The sequence below is a fragment of the Haliovirga abyssi genome, from assembly GCF_030295325.1.
GTDB classification, from domain to species: domain Bacteria; phylum Fusobacteriota; class Fusobacteriia; order Fusobacteriales; family Haliovirgaceae; genus Haliovirga; species Haliovirga abyssi.
In genome coordinates this window covers 2,020,752-2,038,688 of record NZ_AP027059.1, presented here as the reverse complement: position 1 = coordinate 2,038,688, position 17,937 = coordinate 2,020,752, and the positions used below count along the sequence as shown (strand labels likewise).

Below are 17,937 nucleotides of genomic sequence, written 5' to 3'. Positions count from 1 at the left end.
ATAGAAATGTTATAATTGGAGTTGTTAAAATGAATTATATGGAAGTTATAAAAGCAATAAAAAAAATGTATACTTATTTAAAAAAAATATATAAATTACAGATATATGTAGTTTTTGTTATGGCAGTAATTACAATTTTAAATTTAATAAAACCACTAATAAATAAATATATTATAGATGAATTTTTTATAGGAAAAAATATAGAAGCGCTTTATATTTTTATATTATTATATGTAACTATTTTTGTTATGAGTAGTATATTTCAGATATCTAAAGATTATTTATTAGCTTATATAGGGAATTTTATAAGCGCAACTTTAAGAAAGAATATGTTTAAAAAAATATTTAGTGCACATTCTTTAAATATAAAGGAAGTGAATTTTGGGGATATATATGTAACTTTTGATAGTGATATTTATAATGTTGAGCAAGTGATGTCAACTAAATTATTTGAATTAATAATGTTTTTTTTTACTTTTTTAGTAGTGTCTATAATAATGATAGGATTAAGTTGGAAATATTTTTTAATTTCTTTTATATTAATCCCTGGATATGTTTTTAATAATTTATATTTTGGAAAAAGATTAACTAGAACTAATAAAAAAACACAAGAATCGGTTTCAAACTTATTTTCATTTATTAATGAATCTTTTTTTAATTTTGGACATATAAAATTAAATGTAAAAGAAAAATATATTGAAAGAAAACACTGGGTAAAAAATAGAGAATTAATAGTGTCGATATTTAGTTATTTGAAATATAAATGGCTTAGCAACATTGGGAGCAGTTTTATTGATGTTTTGGAGATTATATTGATGTTCGGTTTTGGCGGATATTTAGTTTATACTGGAGAAATATCTTTTGGAAGTTATATTGCTTTAAGTTCTTATGGTAGTATTTTAAAAAATAGTTTAATTCAATTTATTAATTTTAATATTGATTTCCATTCTTTTTTGGTCGCGGTAGAAAGGATAGAAAAGATATTAAATTTAAAAGAAGAAAATATAAAAGGAAAAAAGATAAAGGGTATAGAAGGAGATATAAAATTTGAAAATGTATCTTTTTCTTACGAAATAGGAAATAAATTGTTTGATAATTTTAATTTAAAAATAGGAAAAGGGGAAAAAATAGCAATCGTTGGAGAAAGTGGAAGCGGAAAATCTTCTATAGTAAAATTATTAATGGGATTATATGAGCCTGAAAAAGGGGATATAATTATTGATGGAAATAATTTAAAAGAAATTAATATTAATAATTATAGGAAATTTATAGGAGTAGTAAATCAAGACAACTTTTTTTTTAGTGATAGTTTAAAAGAAAACTTATTGCTAGGAAAAAAAGAAAAAAATGAAGTGATAGAAGAGATATGTAATAAATGTCAAATGGGGGAATTCTTGAATCAAGAGAAAGATGGGATGATGAAAAAGATTGATTTAAATGGGAGTAATATATCAGCAGGACAAAGACAACGTCTATCAATTGCAAGAATAATTTTAAAAAATCCTGATTTAGTTATATTAGATGAAGCCACTTCAGCTTTAGATAATATAACAGAAAGAAAAATACAAGATTTTTTAGAGAAAGAACTTAAAGAAAAAACAGTTATAATGATTGCCCATCGTTTATCAACAGTTAAAAATGTAGATAGGATAATTGTTTTGAAAGAAGGAAGAGTAATAGAAGAAGGAGAACATGAAGAGTTAATAAGCAAACGGGGATATTATTATGATTTGGTGAATAGAAAAGATAAGAATTAAAAATCATAATATTTAAAGAAAGGAAGAGAGTTAATGAAAAATCCTTTATCAGTAATAAAATTTTTAGTAATAACTACAATAATATTTGTATTGGTAATATTAATTTTATTTTTTGTATTAAAAAAAACAGAGTATGTAGAAGGAAAAGGTGTAGTAATTGCGGATAAATATAATATATATTCTCCTTGTAATGGTAGAATAAAAAAAATAGAAAAAGGTTTTGGAGAAGTTGTAAACAAAAAAGAAATTGTGATGGAAATAGATTCAGAAAATATTAAGGGGAAAATTATAGAAAATGAAAGATTAATAGAAGATTTGATTAAAAATTTAGAAGAAGAAAATATTAAAGAAAAAGAGATTAATTTAGAAGATAAAAATAATGAAAATAAGTTAAAATTATTAGAAATAGATTATAAAAATTTAAAAAATGAATATGAACATGATAAAATTTTATTTAAAATGGGAGAAATATCCAACTACGAATTAAAGAAAATCAAGTATTTATTAGGAAAGAAAAATATTGAGTTTTTAAATTTTTCTCAAAAAAATGACTTAAAGTTAAAAAAAGAATTAATATATATAGAAAGATTAAATATCAAGAAAAAAATTACATATTATAAAAATAAAAATGAAAATTTAAAAAATAAATTAAATAACTGTAATATAGCTTCACCTTATGATAGGATGACAATAATTACGAATAAATTAAAAAATTTAAAGGGAGCAATAGTTAATAATGGAGATTTATTATTTACTTTAGCGGATTTAAATAATTTGAAAATGTTAGTAACTTTAAAGGAAAATCAAATTGAAAAAGTCAAAAAAGGGCAAAAAGTAATATTAATGATAGATGCAATACCTTATGAGAAATATTCAACATTGGAAGGAGAAGTAATAAAATTATTTCCACAAGCAGAAAAAGGAATAACTTATAATAAAGTAGAAGTAAAGATAAAAGGATTTACTACAAAATTAAAAAATAATAGATTAAAAGGTGTATATTTGCGAAACGGATTAAAAGGAAAAGCAAAGATAATTATTGGAGAAAAAAAGAGATTTGCAAGATATTTATGGGATAAATTATTTGAGTAAATGACAAATAAATCAATAGTTAAAAATCTCGCCAAAAAAGGAGCAGTTATGTTAAAAAAGTTATTAATATTTATAATGTTATCTTTAAATATATACAGTAGCCAATTAGATATATTGCAAGAGCAGTATAAAAAGATAAAAAACAGCTTAGAAAAATTAAAAATATTAAAAGAGAAAAGTTGGAGTGATACAAATTATCTGAAATTAAAAAGAGATTTGGTAAGTAAAAATTTAGAGATAATAAAAGAGGAGAATAAAAAGTTAAAAGAGAAATTTCAAATAGAGAGCGAATTAGAAAAGTTAGATAAAATATCAAAGATATTAAAAAGTAAATTAAAAGAGTATGAGAAGAAAAAGCAGATAATGGAAAAAAATCAAGAGGTTGTGAGTAAAATGGATATATTAAATATAAAATATAATATTTTTAGTTTGAAAGAGCAGATAGAAAGTAATATAAGAGCTAAAAATTATAATGTAAAAAAATTAAAAGATATAAGCAATTTGAAATTGGAAAAAATCAAAAATATAAAAAAAGAGATAGAAAAAAGTTATAAAATATTGGAAGCTGTATATTCTAAAGAATTAAATTTAGCAAATCAAGAAAAATTAGGAGCAAAAGAGATAGATAATAGAGAGATAAATTTAAAATTGGTAAGATTACAAAGAGAGGAAGATTTAAAAAATATAGACAAAACAAAAGATAAATTAAAGAAAGATTTAGCAGATAATATAAGTGATTTAAAAGTATTAGAATCAAAATTAAATATATTAGAGTTAGAAAAAGAGATGCTTGTAAGTAAATCAAAAGTAGGACTAGCAAGTAAAACAGAACTATTTGATAAAGATATGGAGTATTTGAATAAAGTAATAGAAAAATTAGATTATGAGAGCAAAATAGAATATCTGAAATTGGAGTTAGCAGAATGAAAAAAATAGTATTAGTAATAATGATTTTAATAAGTGTAAATATATTTGCAGCAAAAAAGCTAGGATTAGATGATATAATAGAGAGTTTTAATAATAAAAGTAGCTATGTAAAAAAAGAGAAATTGGAATTAGATAAATTAAAAATAGATGAAAATGGTAATTTTATTGATAAATGGGGGAAATTGAGTTTTAATATAACACCAAATTATAGTTATTATACAGATAAAGATAAAATGCCATTAAATTTACAAATGACAAAAGATATATCAAAATATCCAGGAGGGATAACTGTAAATTTAGGATATAATATGTTTTACAGTGCAATTACTTATGATAATACAACCTCAAAAGTGAAGAGAGTAAGTTATAAATTAGGATTAACGAAAAGTTTAAATGATATAATTTATAGTGAACAAAAATATAAAGATAATAGTATAAATTTAAATAGCAAATTAACAAAATTAAATCTGAAAATCAGTAAAAAAACAGAGTTGAAAAATATAGTTGATTTATATATAAGAATAAAAAATTTGGATTCTGAAATATTGATAAATGAGAATAGTTTAAAAGTGATGAATGAAGAGTATGAAAATTTGATAAAGAAATTAGAATATGGAGAAGCAGTAAAAATAGATGTTGAATATATGGGAATAGAGATAAAATCTATTAAAAATAGTATTGAATATTTAAAAAAAGAGATTAAGAATAAGAAGAGAGAGTTATTAAAAAAAGTTGGGATAGAAGATTCGGATTATGAATTTAAAGATATAAAAGCTATAGATAATTTTAAAATAGAAATTAATGAGGATAAGATAGTTGTAAATAGTTTAAATGAGAAATTAAATGAGGAAAATTTGAAATATTATAAAAGAAAATCAGAACCTAACATAAATTTTGATATGAATTATGATATAGAAGGAAAAGTTTGGAATGCAGGAATTGTATTTACAGGAAATATAATAGAATATGGAACAGATGTTAGAAAAACAAAGAAGGAATTAGACAAATTAAAAATAGAAAAGAAAGAATTGGAAATAAAAAGTAAAGAGGATAAAGAAAATGCAGAGATAGAATATAAGAATTTATTATCAAAGTTAGAAATAGCAAAAGAAAAAATGCAGAATATGGAAAAAAGATATGAAGTAGATAAAAATATATATGAAAATGGATATATGAGTTTATTGGATTTTCTTAAAGAGCAAAAAAATAGAGATGAAGCTAAATTGAATTATGATAAGGCGAAAAATGAATTAAATGGATTTAGATATAAAGTAAAGAGAGATGAGATTAAAGGATAGCATTAACTATCCTTTTTGTTTTTTATGGAATATGATTGGCAACTTTTTTTAGATATGGTATAATTCAATTGACAATTAGAAAAAATAGATAAGGAGTGTTGAAAATGAAAAAGATAAATTTTGTGTTTGATTTGGATAATGTTGTTGTATCGGTTCTTGATTATGAGGCTGAAAGAAAATATAATGAATATATAGAACTTTTAGGTGAAGAATTTGTAAAAAGACACACTATTAAAGCATTAGGGTATATTCATATGGTTTTTCCAGGGTTTTATGCATTATTTAAATGGTTAAAAGAAAATAATCATAATATAATATTTTTTAGTAGTGGAATAAAAGATAGAAATGTAGAAGCTGTAGAAGAGTTAATGAAAAAAACATTTCCAAAAAATTATGAAGAAATTTTAAAAGATGTAAAAATATTTTCAAGAGAAGATTTATTTAATGTAGAAAGATATAGAGAGAGTGGAGATGAGAGTAAAAGAAATATTTATAAAGTTGCACAAAATCCATTTTTTGGAAATAAAAAGAAAAAATTAGTTGATGTAGTTGTTTCAAAAGATGAATTAGAAAATACTATTTTAATAGAAGATGATAAAAGTTATTCTTATGGTCCGGAAGTAAAAAATCTTTTAATGGTAAAAGGTTCTTATAGGTATTTTAGTAACTATTCTTTTGAGAAAGATAGCAGAATGGTTGAAGATGAATTTTCTAATTTCTATAAAAGTTATTATATTTGCGGTTTGCTTAATGCTACTTTAAATTATATGAAGGAAAAAAATATTCTTTTACTTGATAGTTTATGGAAATTACAAGTAGAAGATACAAATGAAGAATTTGGAAAAGATTTTTTTTATCCAATGAGAAATCAAAAAAAATATTATATGAAAGGATATGAAATATTAAAAAGAATGGATAATGAGCTGTATATGCTTTAGGATGAATTTTCAAAATAAAAATAACATTTTAATTTTATTTTAAAATACGCAACGATTTAAGAACTTTTATAATAAAACAAGAAGCTACGCTTTATCTAATGCTATCACAATTAAGTTCTATCAGAAAGTCAAAAGAGCTCCCACCGAATCTCCAATGTCATCAAGCTAAAAACTGGGCTTGCCAACGGCAAGCCCCTACAGTATTAATTTATTTTATAATGTAGGGGTTTTGCCGTTGGCAAACCCGATATAAAATTATAAAATCCTTAGCTTGACGACATTGAGATTTAGAGGTGGGGAGAGGAAATTATAGTGCAAAAATAGTAAGCATTATAGGTATTTTAATAGTTCTAGACTTTCTGAGAGAACTCATAAAAAACAGGAGGGAAATTAATGAAGAAAATTATGGTTGTACTGCTAATGCTATTTTCAATAGTGTCATATTCTGTTGAAAATAACAAATTTTTAAAGGTTGAAAAAAAAGATTATCCAAATGCACATTATGTTTTAGTAGATGAAAATTCTATTGTGAAATATCAAAGTGATGGAAAAAGTTTAAAAACAGAAGATATGTTAATTAAAATTTTAGACGAAAAAGGAAAAAATGAAAATGAAAATGTTGTATTAAATTATGATAGTAATTATGAAAAATTACTTTTGAAAGAAGCATATTTAATAAAAAAAGATGGAAAGAAATTAGAGATTAATATATCTAAAAATTCAAAAATACAAATTTCACCAGAATCTGCACAGTCAAATATATATGACAAAAGTCAGAAATTATTAATATTAAAAATACCAAATTTAGAGGTAGGAGATTATTTATATTATAAAGTAGAGCATAATAACTTTAAAACTATGATAAAAGATAATTTTTCAGATTTTTATTTATTGCGAAATGAATATCCTATAATTAAAGCGAAATATAAAATCATAGCACCAAAAGAAAAAGATTTAAAATATTCAGTTGTTTTAAATGGTTTGAAAGATAAATATAAATTAACCAAAAAAAGTAATGATAAAAATATAATTTATGAATTAGAAGAAAAAAATATACCTCAAATTATACCAGAACCTTCAATGCCATCTATAACTCAAGTTGCTATGAAATGGATAGTTACAACTAATAGTAGTTGGGAAGAGATTTCAAAATGGTATTTTAATTTATCAGAACCCAAAATAATAATAGATGAATCAATAAGAAAAAAAGCTGAAAGTTTAGTTTTGAATTCTAAAACAGATATGGAAAAAATTAAAAATATATTTTTCTTTGTATCAAGAAAAATAAGATATATGGGAATTACCAATGAAAAGAATAGACCAGGATTAGAACCTAATTCTACAGATTTAACTTTGAAAGAGATGACAGGAGTATGTAGAGATAAAGCAGCATTAATAGTTGCAATGCTTAGAAGTCAAGGATTTGAAGCAAATATGGTTTTAGTAAAAGTAGGAGATAAATTAGACAAAGAAGTTCCAATTCCATATTTTAATCATGCGATTGCCACAGTGAAATTAAATGGGAAATATATTTTAATGGACCCTACTGATGAGACTACCAAGAAACTATTTCCAGATTATGAAATGGACAAATCATACTTAATTGCAAAAAAATATGGAGATTTATTAAAAACTACACCTGTAATAGAAGCTGTAAAAAATAAATTAAAAATAGTAACAAATATAAAAAATATTAATGGAGAATTTCAATGTAAAACCAATATAGAATTTTTAGGAATAAATGATGGAGCTTATAGAGGATATTTTGCAAGATTAAATAAAGATGAAAAAGATAAATTTATAAAAAGAGTTTTAAATATTTTATCTAAAACAGCAAAATTAGAAAAATATGAGTTGTTACCTAATAATTTATTAAGAGATAGTTCTACATTAAAATTATCAGTTGAATATAAAATTTCTGATTATATTATAAGTGGAAATGAATATAGTATGATAAAGTTGCCTAAATTTTCAAGGATATTAGGATTATATAATTGGGCATTAGGAGATGTCAAATTACCAATGCGAAAATATCCTTTGAAAAATAGATTTACAGCTTCAATTTCAGAAAAGATTATTTATAATAGCGAGAATAAAAATTTTGTAATAAAATTCGTTCCAAGTACAATGGATATAAATGAGAATGGGCATACTTTTTATTCTAAATATATTACAGATAAAGGCAAAATTATAAGTTATAAATATATGACATTAGATAAATTGGAATATTCTACAAAAGAATATTTGAAATTAAAAGAGTATTTAAAAGAGGAAGAGAGCTATAATAAAAAATATATTATAATAAAGAATTTCTTAAAAAAATAAAGAAAAAAGGAGAGTAAAAGTGAAGAAGATTATTTTAATTTGGTTTTTTATGATGTTTAGTATGATTTTTTCAGAAACAAATAGTATATATAACACAAAGATAGATATGAAAAGATATCCAAACGCTTCTGTAGTAACATTGTTGGATAGAGAAAGTATAATTTTTAACAAGGATAATAGCTATATAATAAAAAAACATATAATAAAAAGGATATTAAATTATAAAGGGAAAAAAGCAAGTTCGGAATATAAGATAAAATTTGATAAAAGATTTGAAAAAGTAGATATTATTAATGCAAAGACAGTAAAAATTAGTAAGAGTGGAATAAAAGAAATTGCAGTAGATAAAAGTAAAAATATTAGAATAATAGATGCACCTTCAGATGTAGGGTTAATGAAATATGCGGCACATAAAATGGAGGTAATAGCTTTTCCAGCGGTAAATGAGGGCGATATTATAGATATAGAATATACAATAAAAAATAATAAAAAACAAAAAATATCAGGAACTGTAAATTTTGCAAGTAGAGAAGCAGTTTATAATAAAGTTGAAATTATAAATATACCAAAAGATATGAATTTTAATATAACAAAATTTAACTGGAATACTAAAATGGAATATATGGATAATATAGCTAAAGATAGGAAAATAATAAAATTTAGTGAAAAGTTTATGCCACAGATTTTAGATGAAAGTAATATACCAGAAAGCTTAAAATTTATGCCAACTGTTATTTTTACAAATTATAACAATTGGGCAGAATACAGAGATGAATTATTAGGAAAATTTATAAAAATAAATAAAAGTAAAGAAAATTTACAAATATTAAAAGAGATAAAAGAAAAAGTATTGGATAAATTAATAACCAAAGATATGACAAATATGAAAAAAGAAGAGATTATACAAGATTTTATAGCTAAACATATAGAGATAAAATATATTGATAATTTGCTAGATTTTGAAGCAAGTTCTCCAAAAGAGATATTAACAAGAGGATATGGAACTTCGTTGGATATAGAAAATTTATTTTTATTATTATTAAAAGAGGAAGGTATTTCTGGGGAAATAGTGATATTAGGCTCAGATAAACTTGTATGGGATGATGTAAAAAAAGGGATAGATATGAATAGATTTAATTATGCTATTTCAAAAGTTACCATAGATAATAAAGATTATTTTGTAGATGCTACAAATGAATTTTCAAAATTAGGCGAGAGTGTAATTGAAAATAATATAGGATTAATATTAGATACAGGAAAACCTGAATTTGTAAATGTTAAATCAATTGAAAAAAATATTACAAGAATAGAGAAAAGCTATAATATAAAAATTGATTTAAATGGAGATGCATTAATTAATAAGACAATATATTTTTATGGAATAAATGCAATTGGAGAAAGAGAAAAATATAAATATATGACTCCTATAATGAAACAACAGGATTATCAAAAAGAATTAGGAATGATTTCTCAAAATGCTTATCCAATAAGTAAGCAAATGGATGTAGAATTAGGTAGTCCAGTAAAAATAAGTTACACATATAAATATACAAATTTTGCTTCAATAGATGGGGATTTCATATATTTTGATTTGCCATATAGATTGGATATGTTAGATCTATTTGAAAATGTAAGGAAATATCCATTTGAATTAGTTAGTGATATATTGAGAAAAAACAATATTAGCATAGAATATCCAGCAAATTACAAAGTAAGAATAGCACCAAAATCATTGGAAATAAAAGAAAAAAATATGTTGATAAAAAGAGATTTGAAAATAGGTAATAGTAATGGTGGAAATAAAATCATATTGGATACTGTAGTGAGGTATAATTCTCATATTTATACAATAGAGGAATATAGCAAATTGTATAAAATATTAGAAAAATTAAATTATCCTAAGAATGCAAAAGTGTTGTTAGAAAAAGAGTAAAGGAATGGAAAAGGTTAAAGATTAATTGAGGAGTGGATAAATAATTTCATATTTAGTTCTTAGAAAAAATAGGTGTGGTTTATTTTTTGTTAGGAAAGTTGGATAGGTTATTTAATAAATCATATAAAAAAACTCGGACATGATAGAATGAAAAAAAAGAAAAAATTGTCAATTCAAAAATAAGAGAGGAGTTAATGATGAAATATATATTTATGATTTTTTTATTGTCAACAATGATTGCATGTACTTCATTAGAAAAAGATAAAAGCAAAACACAAATTAAGTATATGCCAACTCAAATAACAATTGAATCAGGAGATAAATTTTCAAGAATTAAATGGAATTTACAAAATAAAAACAATATTGAAAAGATAGAACTTTTTAGAAATTTGGAATATGCTAGTAATAAATATTATAAGCTAAAAGAATTACCTTTTGATTATGATTTTACAGATGTTCAACAACCAACATTTGCAAAGTTAAAATACTATTTTAAAATTACATACAAAGATGGAATACAAAAGAAAAGTGATACATTTGATGTAATTGGAAAGCATAATTCAGTAATATTAGATAATGGTTTAGGAATTGAATTAGAGGTTATACTTCCTAAAAATTATAATACTAACAAAGAAAAAAAATATCCTGTGGTATATCTTTTAGATGGTATGGATAATTTTGAGCTAAATATGAGTGAAGATGAATTGATGTTTGATGAAATGATTGAACTAAACAAGGATAAACTTAGTGATATGATAGTTATTGGAATAGAGAGTCCCGTGGACAGATATAGAAGATTTCTTCCATATAAAGATGTAAAAAATGCAGGTGTAGCAAATCCTGGTGGAGTAGAATATTCAAAATTTATAGCAGAAAAAGTAATTCCTTATGTTGATAAGAAATATAGAACAATAAAAAGAGCAGATGGAAGAACTATATATGTAGTATCACATGGTGGGCTTCTTTCAAACTATATAGGTGAAACTTACCCAAAACTGTTTAAAAATAGTGCTTCTTTATCTCCAGCTTTTTATGTAGGTGATTTTGCTGAAATAGAAAAAATCAAAAATAATAAAAAAACAGATAAAAAAGTCTATATATTTACAGGAACAAATGAATGGCAAATGAATGGAAGAATGGCGGTAAAAGCATATGAAAATATAGGTTATAAGTATGGTAAAGATATAATATACTATGAAGGAAATGATGAATATCATCATGTAGACTCATGGAGAAAAATAGAAATGGACCCACTTTTATTTTTTGAAAATGGTACTGATGATAATGGTGAATTTAGAATTGAAATTGAAAGAATTTATGGATTTGGAGTAGAACCAAGACCATATGGTACTCCTGAAAGTTATAAACCTGGTAGGGTAACAACTATTATAAATCCTGTATTTACAACAAAACGTGGGATACAGTATTCGCTTATGGATTTAGCAAAATATGAAGTTATTGATAAGGAAAATGGAAAAATTAATAAGTATGGGGAATTTAAATTTTTGAATAATTTACCATGTCGTGTAAAAGTAACTTATAGTAATGTTGAAAAAATAGTAGAAGTATTACCATATAAAAAAACTAAGATAATTAAAAATACAAGTATAAAAATAGATTCTTTAAATTGGAATATAAATAATGGAAAAATCATTTTAAATTGGAAACTAAATAGGTATGAGTCATCAAATCGTATAGAGGTATGGGCAAAACAACGGGAAAAAGATAAGTTTAAATATATTGGTTATCAACCAGCGTATCTTGAAAAATTTGATACTAAACTTGATTTTGATAAAAAGTATGAGCTTAAGATAAGACTTATTGGTGAAAATGAAAAAGTTATTGAAGAAAAAATTATAAAATAATTTAAAAATTTAGTAGGAGGAAATATGAAAAAAATTATATTTATCGTAATTTTTGCATTGTTTTTTATTATAGGATGTAGTTCGCTACGTGTAGAAAAACAAAGTGAAGTAAAAAACTTGAGAGTGGAAGAAGGAATTAAAAAAATAAAACTGACATGGGATACGATAAAAGATAAGAGAGTTGCCAAAATAGAGATAAAAAGAAATTATGATGATTTTAGAAAATATTTTAAACGTATTAGAGAGCTTTCTCCAAATGAAAATTCCATTGAAATTGAACATCCTGCATACCTTTTAATGGAGTATAAAGTAAGTTTAAAATATAAAGATGGAACTGAAAGTAAAGGGAAAAGTATAACAGCTACAGCAAAGCATGATAGTGTGTTTTTAGATGAAGTTGATGGAAGAAAAATGGAGATATACTTGCCTCCAAGTTATAAAAAAGATAAAAGTAAAAGGTATCCTGTTATATATATGCATGATGGGCAGTCTATGTTTACTACGACATATTTGGGTAACAACTGGGAAATAGATAAAATAATGGATAGACTTATTGCAAAAGACAAGGTAGAAGAGAGTATAGTAGTTGCCATCTATAATAGAAATAGGGCTGAAGAATATATTCCATATGAAGATAAACAGCAGCAGAAGTATGGAAATTTTAAAAAATCAAAATCAAAAGAGTTAGGTGATTTTATAGAAAAAAAACTTATTCCATATATAGATGGTAAATATAGAACAATTCCTACAAAAGAAAATAGAGCAGTTGTAGGGTGTTCTACAGCTGGATTATACTCATTATGGGAAGGGATAAACTATAGCAATCTTTTTTCTATGATAGTTTCTGTTTCACCTTCATATGAACTTGGAAATGATAAAATATTTGAAGAGATGAAAAATACTCCGAAAAAAAATGTAAAAATATGGATTGATGTTGGAACAAGTGAATGGGACCCAAAGCCAAGAAAGATGATTAAGATATTGCTTTCAAAAGGGTATGTGTATGGAAAAGATCTATTTTATTATGAAGTAAAAGATGGAGAACATTTTTCTACTTCATGGAAAGAAAGAATAGAATATCCAATACTTCTATTTAAAGGGAAAAAATTAGAAAGAAAAGTAGTTGAAATAAAACCTGAAGTAGAAGTAGGAGTATCTTCTCGAACAAATGAACTTTCGGAAATGGTAAATCCTGTAGCTATTTTAGATGATGGTGTGAAATATTCACTACTTGGGAGTGCAGAATATTTTAGTTTAGATAATAAAGCGGGAAACATAGATAAATGGGGGAATTTTAAATTTTTACAGAATAAGGATTTTGAAATTGAAGTAAAGTATGGGAATATAAAAAAGAAAATAAAAATTGAAAAAAAAGAGATAAATAACGAGGAAAAAAGGCTTGGGATAAGAAGGTAAGGGGGAGTTTAATGAGGAATATCAAAATAGTTGTGATAATTATAATTTTTGGAATTGCAATGGCAGGGTGTACGATACTTTCTATAAGAGAAAAAAAGGTGAGTTCGGGCAAATATGAAAAAGGATTTAAATTTGTAACACTTGAGGGAGAATCTTCACACTTGACACTTAAATGGAAAATATATTCACCTAAAAAATGTAAAAAGATAATATTAAAGAAAAAAGAGTATAGTGGGAATATAGGAGAACTTGAGATTATAAGCAAAGATGATATTGAAGAGCCTATTAAAATATCACCAAAGAAAAATAGATATGATTTTGAACATCCTGCTTATGAGACTTTTAACTATTCTTTTATTGTACAATATGAGGATGGAACTGAGATTAAAAGAGAGTTTAATAGGGTTTATAAAATTCAGAAAAATATTATTATGGAAAAAATAGGTGGGAGGAAAGTAGCGGTGTATCTTCCGCCTGGATATAATAAAAATTTGGACAAGAGATATCCAGTTATTTATGCACAAGATGGTCAGGCTATGCTAATAAAATATGCGGAAGGAATGGACTGTATGGTTGATGAGAGCATAGATAAATATGTAAAATCTGGAAAGATGAAAGAGGTTATAGTAGTTGCGATTTATTCAACAAACAAAAGAAGACAAGAGTATGTTCCTTATTTGGGACAAAATGAAAAATCTCTTTCTAAAGAATATGGAAATTATGTTGTTAATAAAATTATTCCTTTTATTGACACTAAATATAGAACAATTCCAAATAGAGAAAACCGGGGTTTAATCGGATTTTCATATGGAGCTTACATATCTTTATGGCTACTTTATAATTATGATGATATATTTTCATTTGCGGGAGCTTTGTCGTTATCATTTGATTCGGGAGAATATCAATTTTTAGATGATATTAAAAAAATTGGGAAACGTAATATAAGGATATGGATTTCTCAAGGAACTCATGAATATGGAGATGAAACATTTAGGTTACTTAAATTGTGGTCAAATCAAGGATATAAATATGGAAAAAATATTTTTTTCTATCAAGATAGTGATGGATATCATGACTATAATAACTGGAAAAAGTTTATAATATATCCAATAATGACATTTCTAAATCCAAAAGGAACAAAAATGTTAAATGTTACAAGTAATGTATCTCATGTAATAAATGATAAAGGAACAGGCTTTGATTATTATCTTAATGCTATAGTTGAAACAGAAAGTGGAGCTAAATACACACTTTTTGATGGAGCAAAGTATAAGAGTTTAGATGGAAGAGTTGAATTTATTAACAGTAGTTGGAAATTTAAACCTATTGCTAAAAAAAATTCAAAAGTAGAGATAAGTTTTAAAGGGAAAAAAATAAAAACTGTAATTGATTATAAAGAAATTGAAAAAGCTAAAAATGGATATAAATTTAGAAAAAAGTATAACTAAAAAACAATTTTATTAATTTTAGATTTTATTGGGAGAGTGAAGTTAGAATGGTTAGATGGTCATTGGAAAATTTAATTATAAAAAATATAAATAATGCAATAAAATTTATTCAGAAAAAGTAGAAGAAAAAAGGTATAAATTTATTAAAATTTTAATTAAAGATATTGGGTGGATAGAAAAAAAGATAAAAAACACTTACTATATTAGAATGGAAAAAAACTTAAAATGTGAATTTGATAAAATAGAACAATTATTTTTAGAAAAAATAAAAATGTAAATTTAAAACTTTTATGAAATTTTAGTGAAATAATATCTTTTACAAAAATTAGTATTTTAAGGAGGAAATATAATTGAAAAAATTACTTTTATTACTGTTTTTAAATATTTTAATTATAGGATGTGCCAATTTAACTTATAAAAATAGTAATACAGAATTACCTTATAAAAAAGAAGTAAATAATTTACAATTAAAATCTGAGATTAATAAAATAAAATTATCTTGGAATGTTGAAAAAGATGAAAGTTTAGATCATATTGAAGTATATATGAAAAGGAGTGTAGGAGTAAAATTTAAGAAGATAAAAAAATTGGAAAGTAATAATAAGATATAGAAATTTCAATTCCTCCTATGCTTGGATTTACTTTTAAAGTTGTTTTGGTTGATAAGAAAAAAAGGAAGAGTAAAGGAAGAGAGATAAGTGGCGTTGCAAAGATGAAAAATATAGAACTTGATGAAGTTGATGGTTTTAAAATGCAAATATTACTTCCTGAAAACTACAAAAATACAAATAAAAACTATCCCGTAATATATATGTTAGATGGACAGGATATGTTTTGTAAAAGTACAGCTTCAGATGGTGAATGGAAGATAGATGAAAATATAAGTAGATTAATTAAAGAAAAAAAAATTCCAGAAGTAATTGTTGTTGGAATATATAGTAGATTTCCTAATATTAGAAAAATAATTTCTTTTATTGATGGCAAGTATAGAACTTTAGCAAATAGAAAAAATCGAGCAATAATGGGTTCTTCAGGTGGCGCTAGTTCATCTTTGATGTTGACAATTTTAAATTCGGATTTGATATCAATGGCAGGAGCTATATCTTTACCGCAGTTTGAAGGATTGTATGAATTTTTAGAGAAACAACCCAAAAAAGATATTAAAATTTGGCTTGATGGAGGGACTAAAGAAGGTGGTAGAGGATTCTATATGTATGGTTTGAAAAATATAATAGATATACTTGAAAGAAAGGGATATATACTTGGAAAAGATATATTGTATTTTGAAGCAAAAGATAAAGATCATACACCAGAGGCTTGGAGTGAAAGGGTTGAATATCCGTATATATTTTTTTTTGGAAAAGATAAGAAAGATATAGCGGATATTGATGTTGAGTATTATGTTGTAAAAGCTTATGGAAGTTATATTCAGATAAATCCAATTATCAAATGGAATAACGGTTTGAAATATTCTCTTTATAATTTAGCTGATTATAAAATTATTGGGGATACAAAGGCAGAAATAACAAATGACGGAAAACTATATTTCTATGGAGAAAATAAAGTTGAAATAGAAATTAACTATAAAGGAGTAAAGAAAAAATTAAAATTAAATTATGAAATGTTTAAAAAAGATATAGCAAGTGGTATAAATATATTTTTAGATTCAACACTTTTAGGACAAAAAGCAAATTATGGAATAAAAGTAAAAAATATTAATATTAGAGAATTTAAAGGAATTGATTTTATTTCTATTAATAGTGCATATAAGATACTTAAAGTTATAAATAATAAACTTGAAAAAAAGGAAACAGATGATAAAATAAGAATTTCTGAAATGAATGCAGGCAACAATTTAATATTTAATATATCAAAAAATGAAATTGTTAAAAATAATAGAAAATTAAATAATTATGAACAAAAATTTATAAAAGAAGGAGAATATTATTACTTTCCTTTGAAATTTATGGAAGAATTAATTGATAATTCTATAGTATATCATATTGAAAGTAGTAATTGGCATATTTTTAATAAAAAGAATTTTGAAAAAGAATTTAAAAATAACTATATTGATAATTGGTGGTATAAAATAAAACCAATTCCAAGACTGACTACTTCGCTAAAAATATTTAATTTTTTATTTATAGTAAAAATATTAAATAATAATGATAATTATTTTAATATTGAATCTGAATTAAAAGAAAAGTATTTAAGGATGTTGATGTCAACTAAAAATTCAATAGAGTATTATAATGTGGTAAATAAATTTATTGAAGAGGTTAATAAAAAAGCTTTTATTTCAGTTTATGGATCTAATTTTATACAAAAAAATGAACTGATGAACTATATTTATAAAAAAAATTTAAACTACATCTTAAAAAGCAATGGAGAAACTATTTTAAGTTTAAATGAAATTAATATTAATGCTCAAAATATGGAGATAATAAAACAGGAAATTGATAAATATTTAAAAGAGCACGATATTAAAGGATGGAAGCATTTAGAAGATGAAGAAAAATATGTAAAATTAAAATATATTGATCGAAATGGCAATAAAAAAGAGATGAATTTTGATCTTGAGAATGTACGACAAGAAATAAGCAGAGGAAGCAATTATTATGTATTACCGGATCATAGTATATTGACTATAATTCCGGAAAAATAGACTAAAAAAACAAAACTATAAAAAATAGCTATTGTAGGAGAAAGTTGGTGTGGGAAAAGTATTTAAAATTACATTAAAAATTATTGTATAGAAATAAAATTTAGCATTAAAGAACGTTTAAAAAATATTTTTTTATATTTTGTTATAAAAACGCTTGAATCGTTGCGTATTTTAAAACAAAATCGGAAGGTTATTTTTAAGCCGTTCCTAAATAGTCATTTGTTTTGGGGGAGGATTCAAATATAACGTACAAAGATAATAAATATAAAGGAT

Annotated in this window: 12 protein-coding genes; all 12 read left to right on the top strand. The window is 23.9% G+C overall.

Annotation, left to right across the window (positions count from 1 at the left end):
- Positions 1-29: 29 nt before the first annotated feature.
- The 12 genes from RDY08_RS08985 (at position 30) to RDY08_RS08930 (ending at position 17,664) form a co-directional block, all read left to right on the top strand.
- Positions 30-1,757, top strand: a complete 1,728-nt coding sequence (locus RDY08_RS08985; RefSeq protein ID WP_307904039.1) for an ABC transporter ATP-binding protein — start codon at positions 30-32, stop codon at positions 1,755-1,757.
- 33 nt (positions 1,758-1,790) lie between these two features.
- A complete protein-coding gene (locus RDY08_RS08980; RefSeq protein WP_307904038.1) occupies positions 1,791-2,849 on the top strand; it encodes an HlyD family secretion protein in 1,059 nt (352 codons plus the stop codon).
- A gap of 48 nt (positions 2,850-2,897) precedes the next feature.
- A complete protein-coding gene (locus tag RDY08_RS08975; RefSeq protein WP_307904037.1) occupies positions 2,898-3,776 on the top strand; it encodes a hypothetical protein in 879 nt (292 codons plus the stop codon).
- A complete protein-coding gene (locus RDY08_RS08970; protein WP_307904036.1) occupies positions 3,773-5,074 on the top strand; it encodes a TolC family protein in 1,302 nt (433 codons plus the stop codon). The genes RDY08_RS08975 and RDY08_RS08970 overlap by 4 nt, the downstream gene beginning before the upstream one ends.
- 104 nt (positions 5,075-5,178) lie before the next feature.
- Positions 5,179-6,012, top strand: coding sequence for a hypothetical protein (locus RDY08_RS08965; protein ID WP_307904035.1), 834 nt, complete (start codon positions 5,179-5,181; stop codon positions 6,010-6,012).
- A gap of 393 nt (positions 6,013-6,405) precedes the next feature.
- The gene (locus tag RDY08_RS08960) at positions 6,406-8,337 is read left to right on the top strand and encodes a DUF3857 domain-containing transglutaminase family protein (RefSeq protein WP_307904034.1); all 1,932 of its coding nucleotides are present in this window, start codon (positions 6,406-6,408) and stop codon (positions 8,335-8,337) included.
- Between the two features lie 19 nt (positions 8,338-8,356).
- Positions 8,357-10,270 carry a DUF3857 domain-containing protein gene (locus RDY08_RS08955; RefSeq protein WP_307904033.1) on the top strand — a complete coding sequence of 638 codons (1,914 nt, stop codon included), beginning with the start codon at positions 8,357-8,359 and terminating at the stop codon, positions 10,268-10,270.
- 194 nt (positions 10,271-10,464) lie between these two features.
- Positions 10,465-12,135, top strand: coding sequence for an alpha/beta hydrolase (locus RDY08_RS08950; RefSeq protein ID WP_307904032.1), 1,671 nt, complete (start codon positions 10,465-10,467; stop codon positions 12,133-12,135).
- A gap of 24 nt (positions 12,136-12,159) precedes the next feature.
- Entirely contained in the window at positions 12,160-13,551 is a 1,392-nt protein-coding gene (locus tag RDY08_RS08945) for an alpha/beta hydrolase (protein WP_307904031.1), read from the top strand.
- Positions 13,552-13,562: 11 nt separating this feature from the next.
- Complete coding sequence (locus RDY08_RS08940; protein ID WP_307904030.1) at positions 13,563-14,999, top strand: alpha/beta hydrolase; 1,437 nt, start codon at positions 13,563-13,565, stop codon at positions 14,997-14,999.
- Positions 15,000-15,349: 350 nt separating this feature from the next.
- A complete protein-coding gene (locus RDY08_RS08935) occupies positions 15,350-15,610 on the top strand; it encodes a hypothetical protein (protein WP_307904029.1) in 261 nt (86 codons plus the stop codon).
- Positions 15,611-15,711: 101 nt separating this feature from the next.
- Complete coding sequence (locus RDY08_RS08930) at positions 15,712-17,664, top strand: alpha/beta hydrolase (protein WP_307904028.1); 1,953 nt, start codon at positions 15,712-15,714, stop codon at positions 17,662-17,664.
- The last annotated feature ends 273 nt before the right edge of the window (positions 17,665-17,937 follow it).

What these genes read in the sequence shown, in the direction of transcription:
- RDY08_RS08950 (WP_307904032.1), top strand. Translation starts at nt 10,465, where the DNA reads ATGATGAAATATATATTTATGATTTTTTTATTGTCAACAATGATTGCA.
- RDY08_RS08970 (WP_307904036.1), top strand. Translation starts at nt 3,773, where the DNA reads ATGAAAAAAATAGTATTAGTAATAATGATTTTAATAAGTGTAAATATA.
- RDY08_RS08975 (WP_307904037.1), top strand. Translation starts at nt 2,898, where the DNA reads ATGTTAAAAAAGTTATTAATATTTATAATGTTATCTTTAAATATATAC.
- RDY08_RS08930 (WP_307904028.1), top strand. Translation starts at nt 15,712, where the DNA reads ATGAAAAATATAGAACTTGATGAAGTTGATGGTTTTAAAATGCAAATA.
- RDY08_RS08985 (WP_307904039.1), top strand. Translation starts at nt 30, where the DNA reads ATGAATTATATGGAAGTTATAAAAGCAATAAAAAAAATGTATACTTAT.
- RDY08_RS08980 (WP_307904038.1), top strand. Translation starts at nt 1,791, where the DNA reads ATGAAAAATCCTTTATCAGTAATAAAATTTTTAGTAATAACTACAATA.
- RDY08_RS08965 (WP_307904035.1), top strand. Translation starts at nt 5,179, where the DNA reads ATGAAAAAGATAAATTTTGTGTTTGATTTGGATAATGTTGTTGTATCG.
- RDY08_RS08945 (WP_307904031.1), top strand. Translation starts at nt 12,160, where the DNA reads ATGAAAAAAATTATATTTATCGTAATTTTTGCATTGTTTTTTATTATA.
- RDY08_RS08960 (WP_307904034.1), top strand. Translation starts at nt 6,406, where the DNA reads ATGAAGAAAATTATGGTTGTACTGCTAATGCTATTTTCAATAGTGTCA.
- RDY08_RS08940 (WP_307904030.1), top strand. Translation starts at nt 13,563, where the DNA reads ATGAGGAATATCAAAATAGTTGTGATAATTATAATTTTTGGAATTGCA.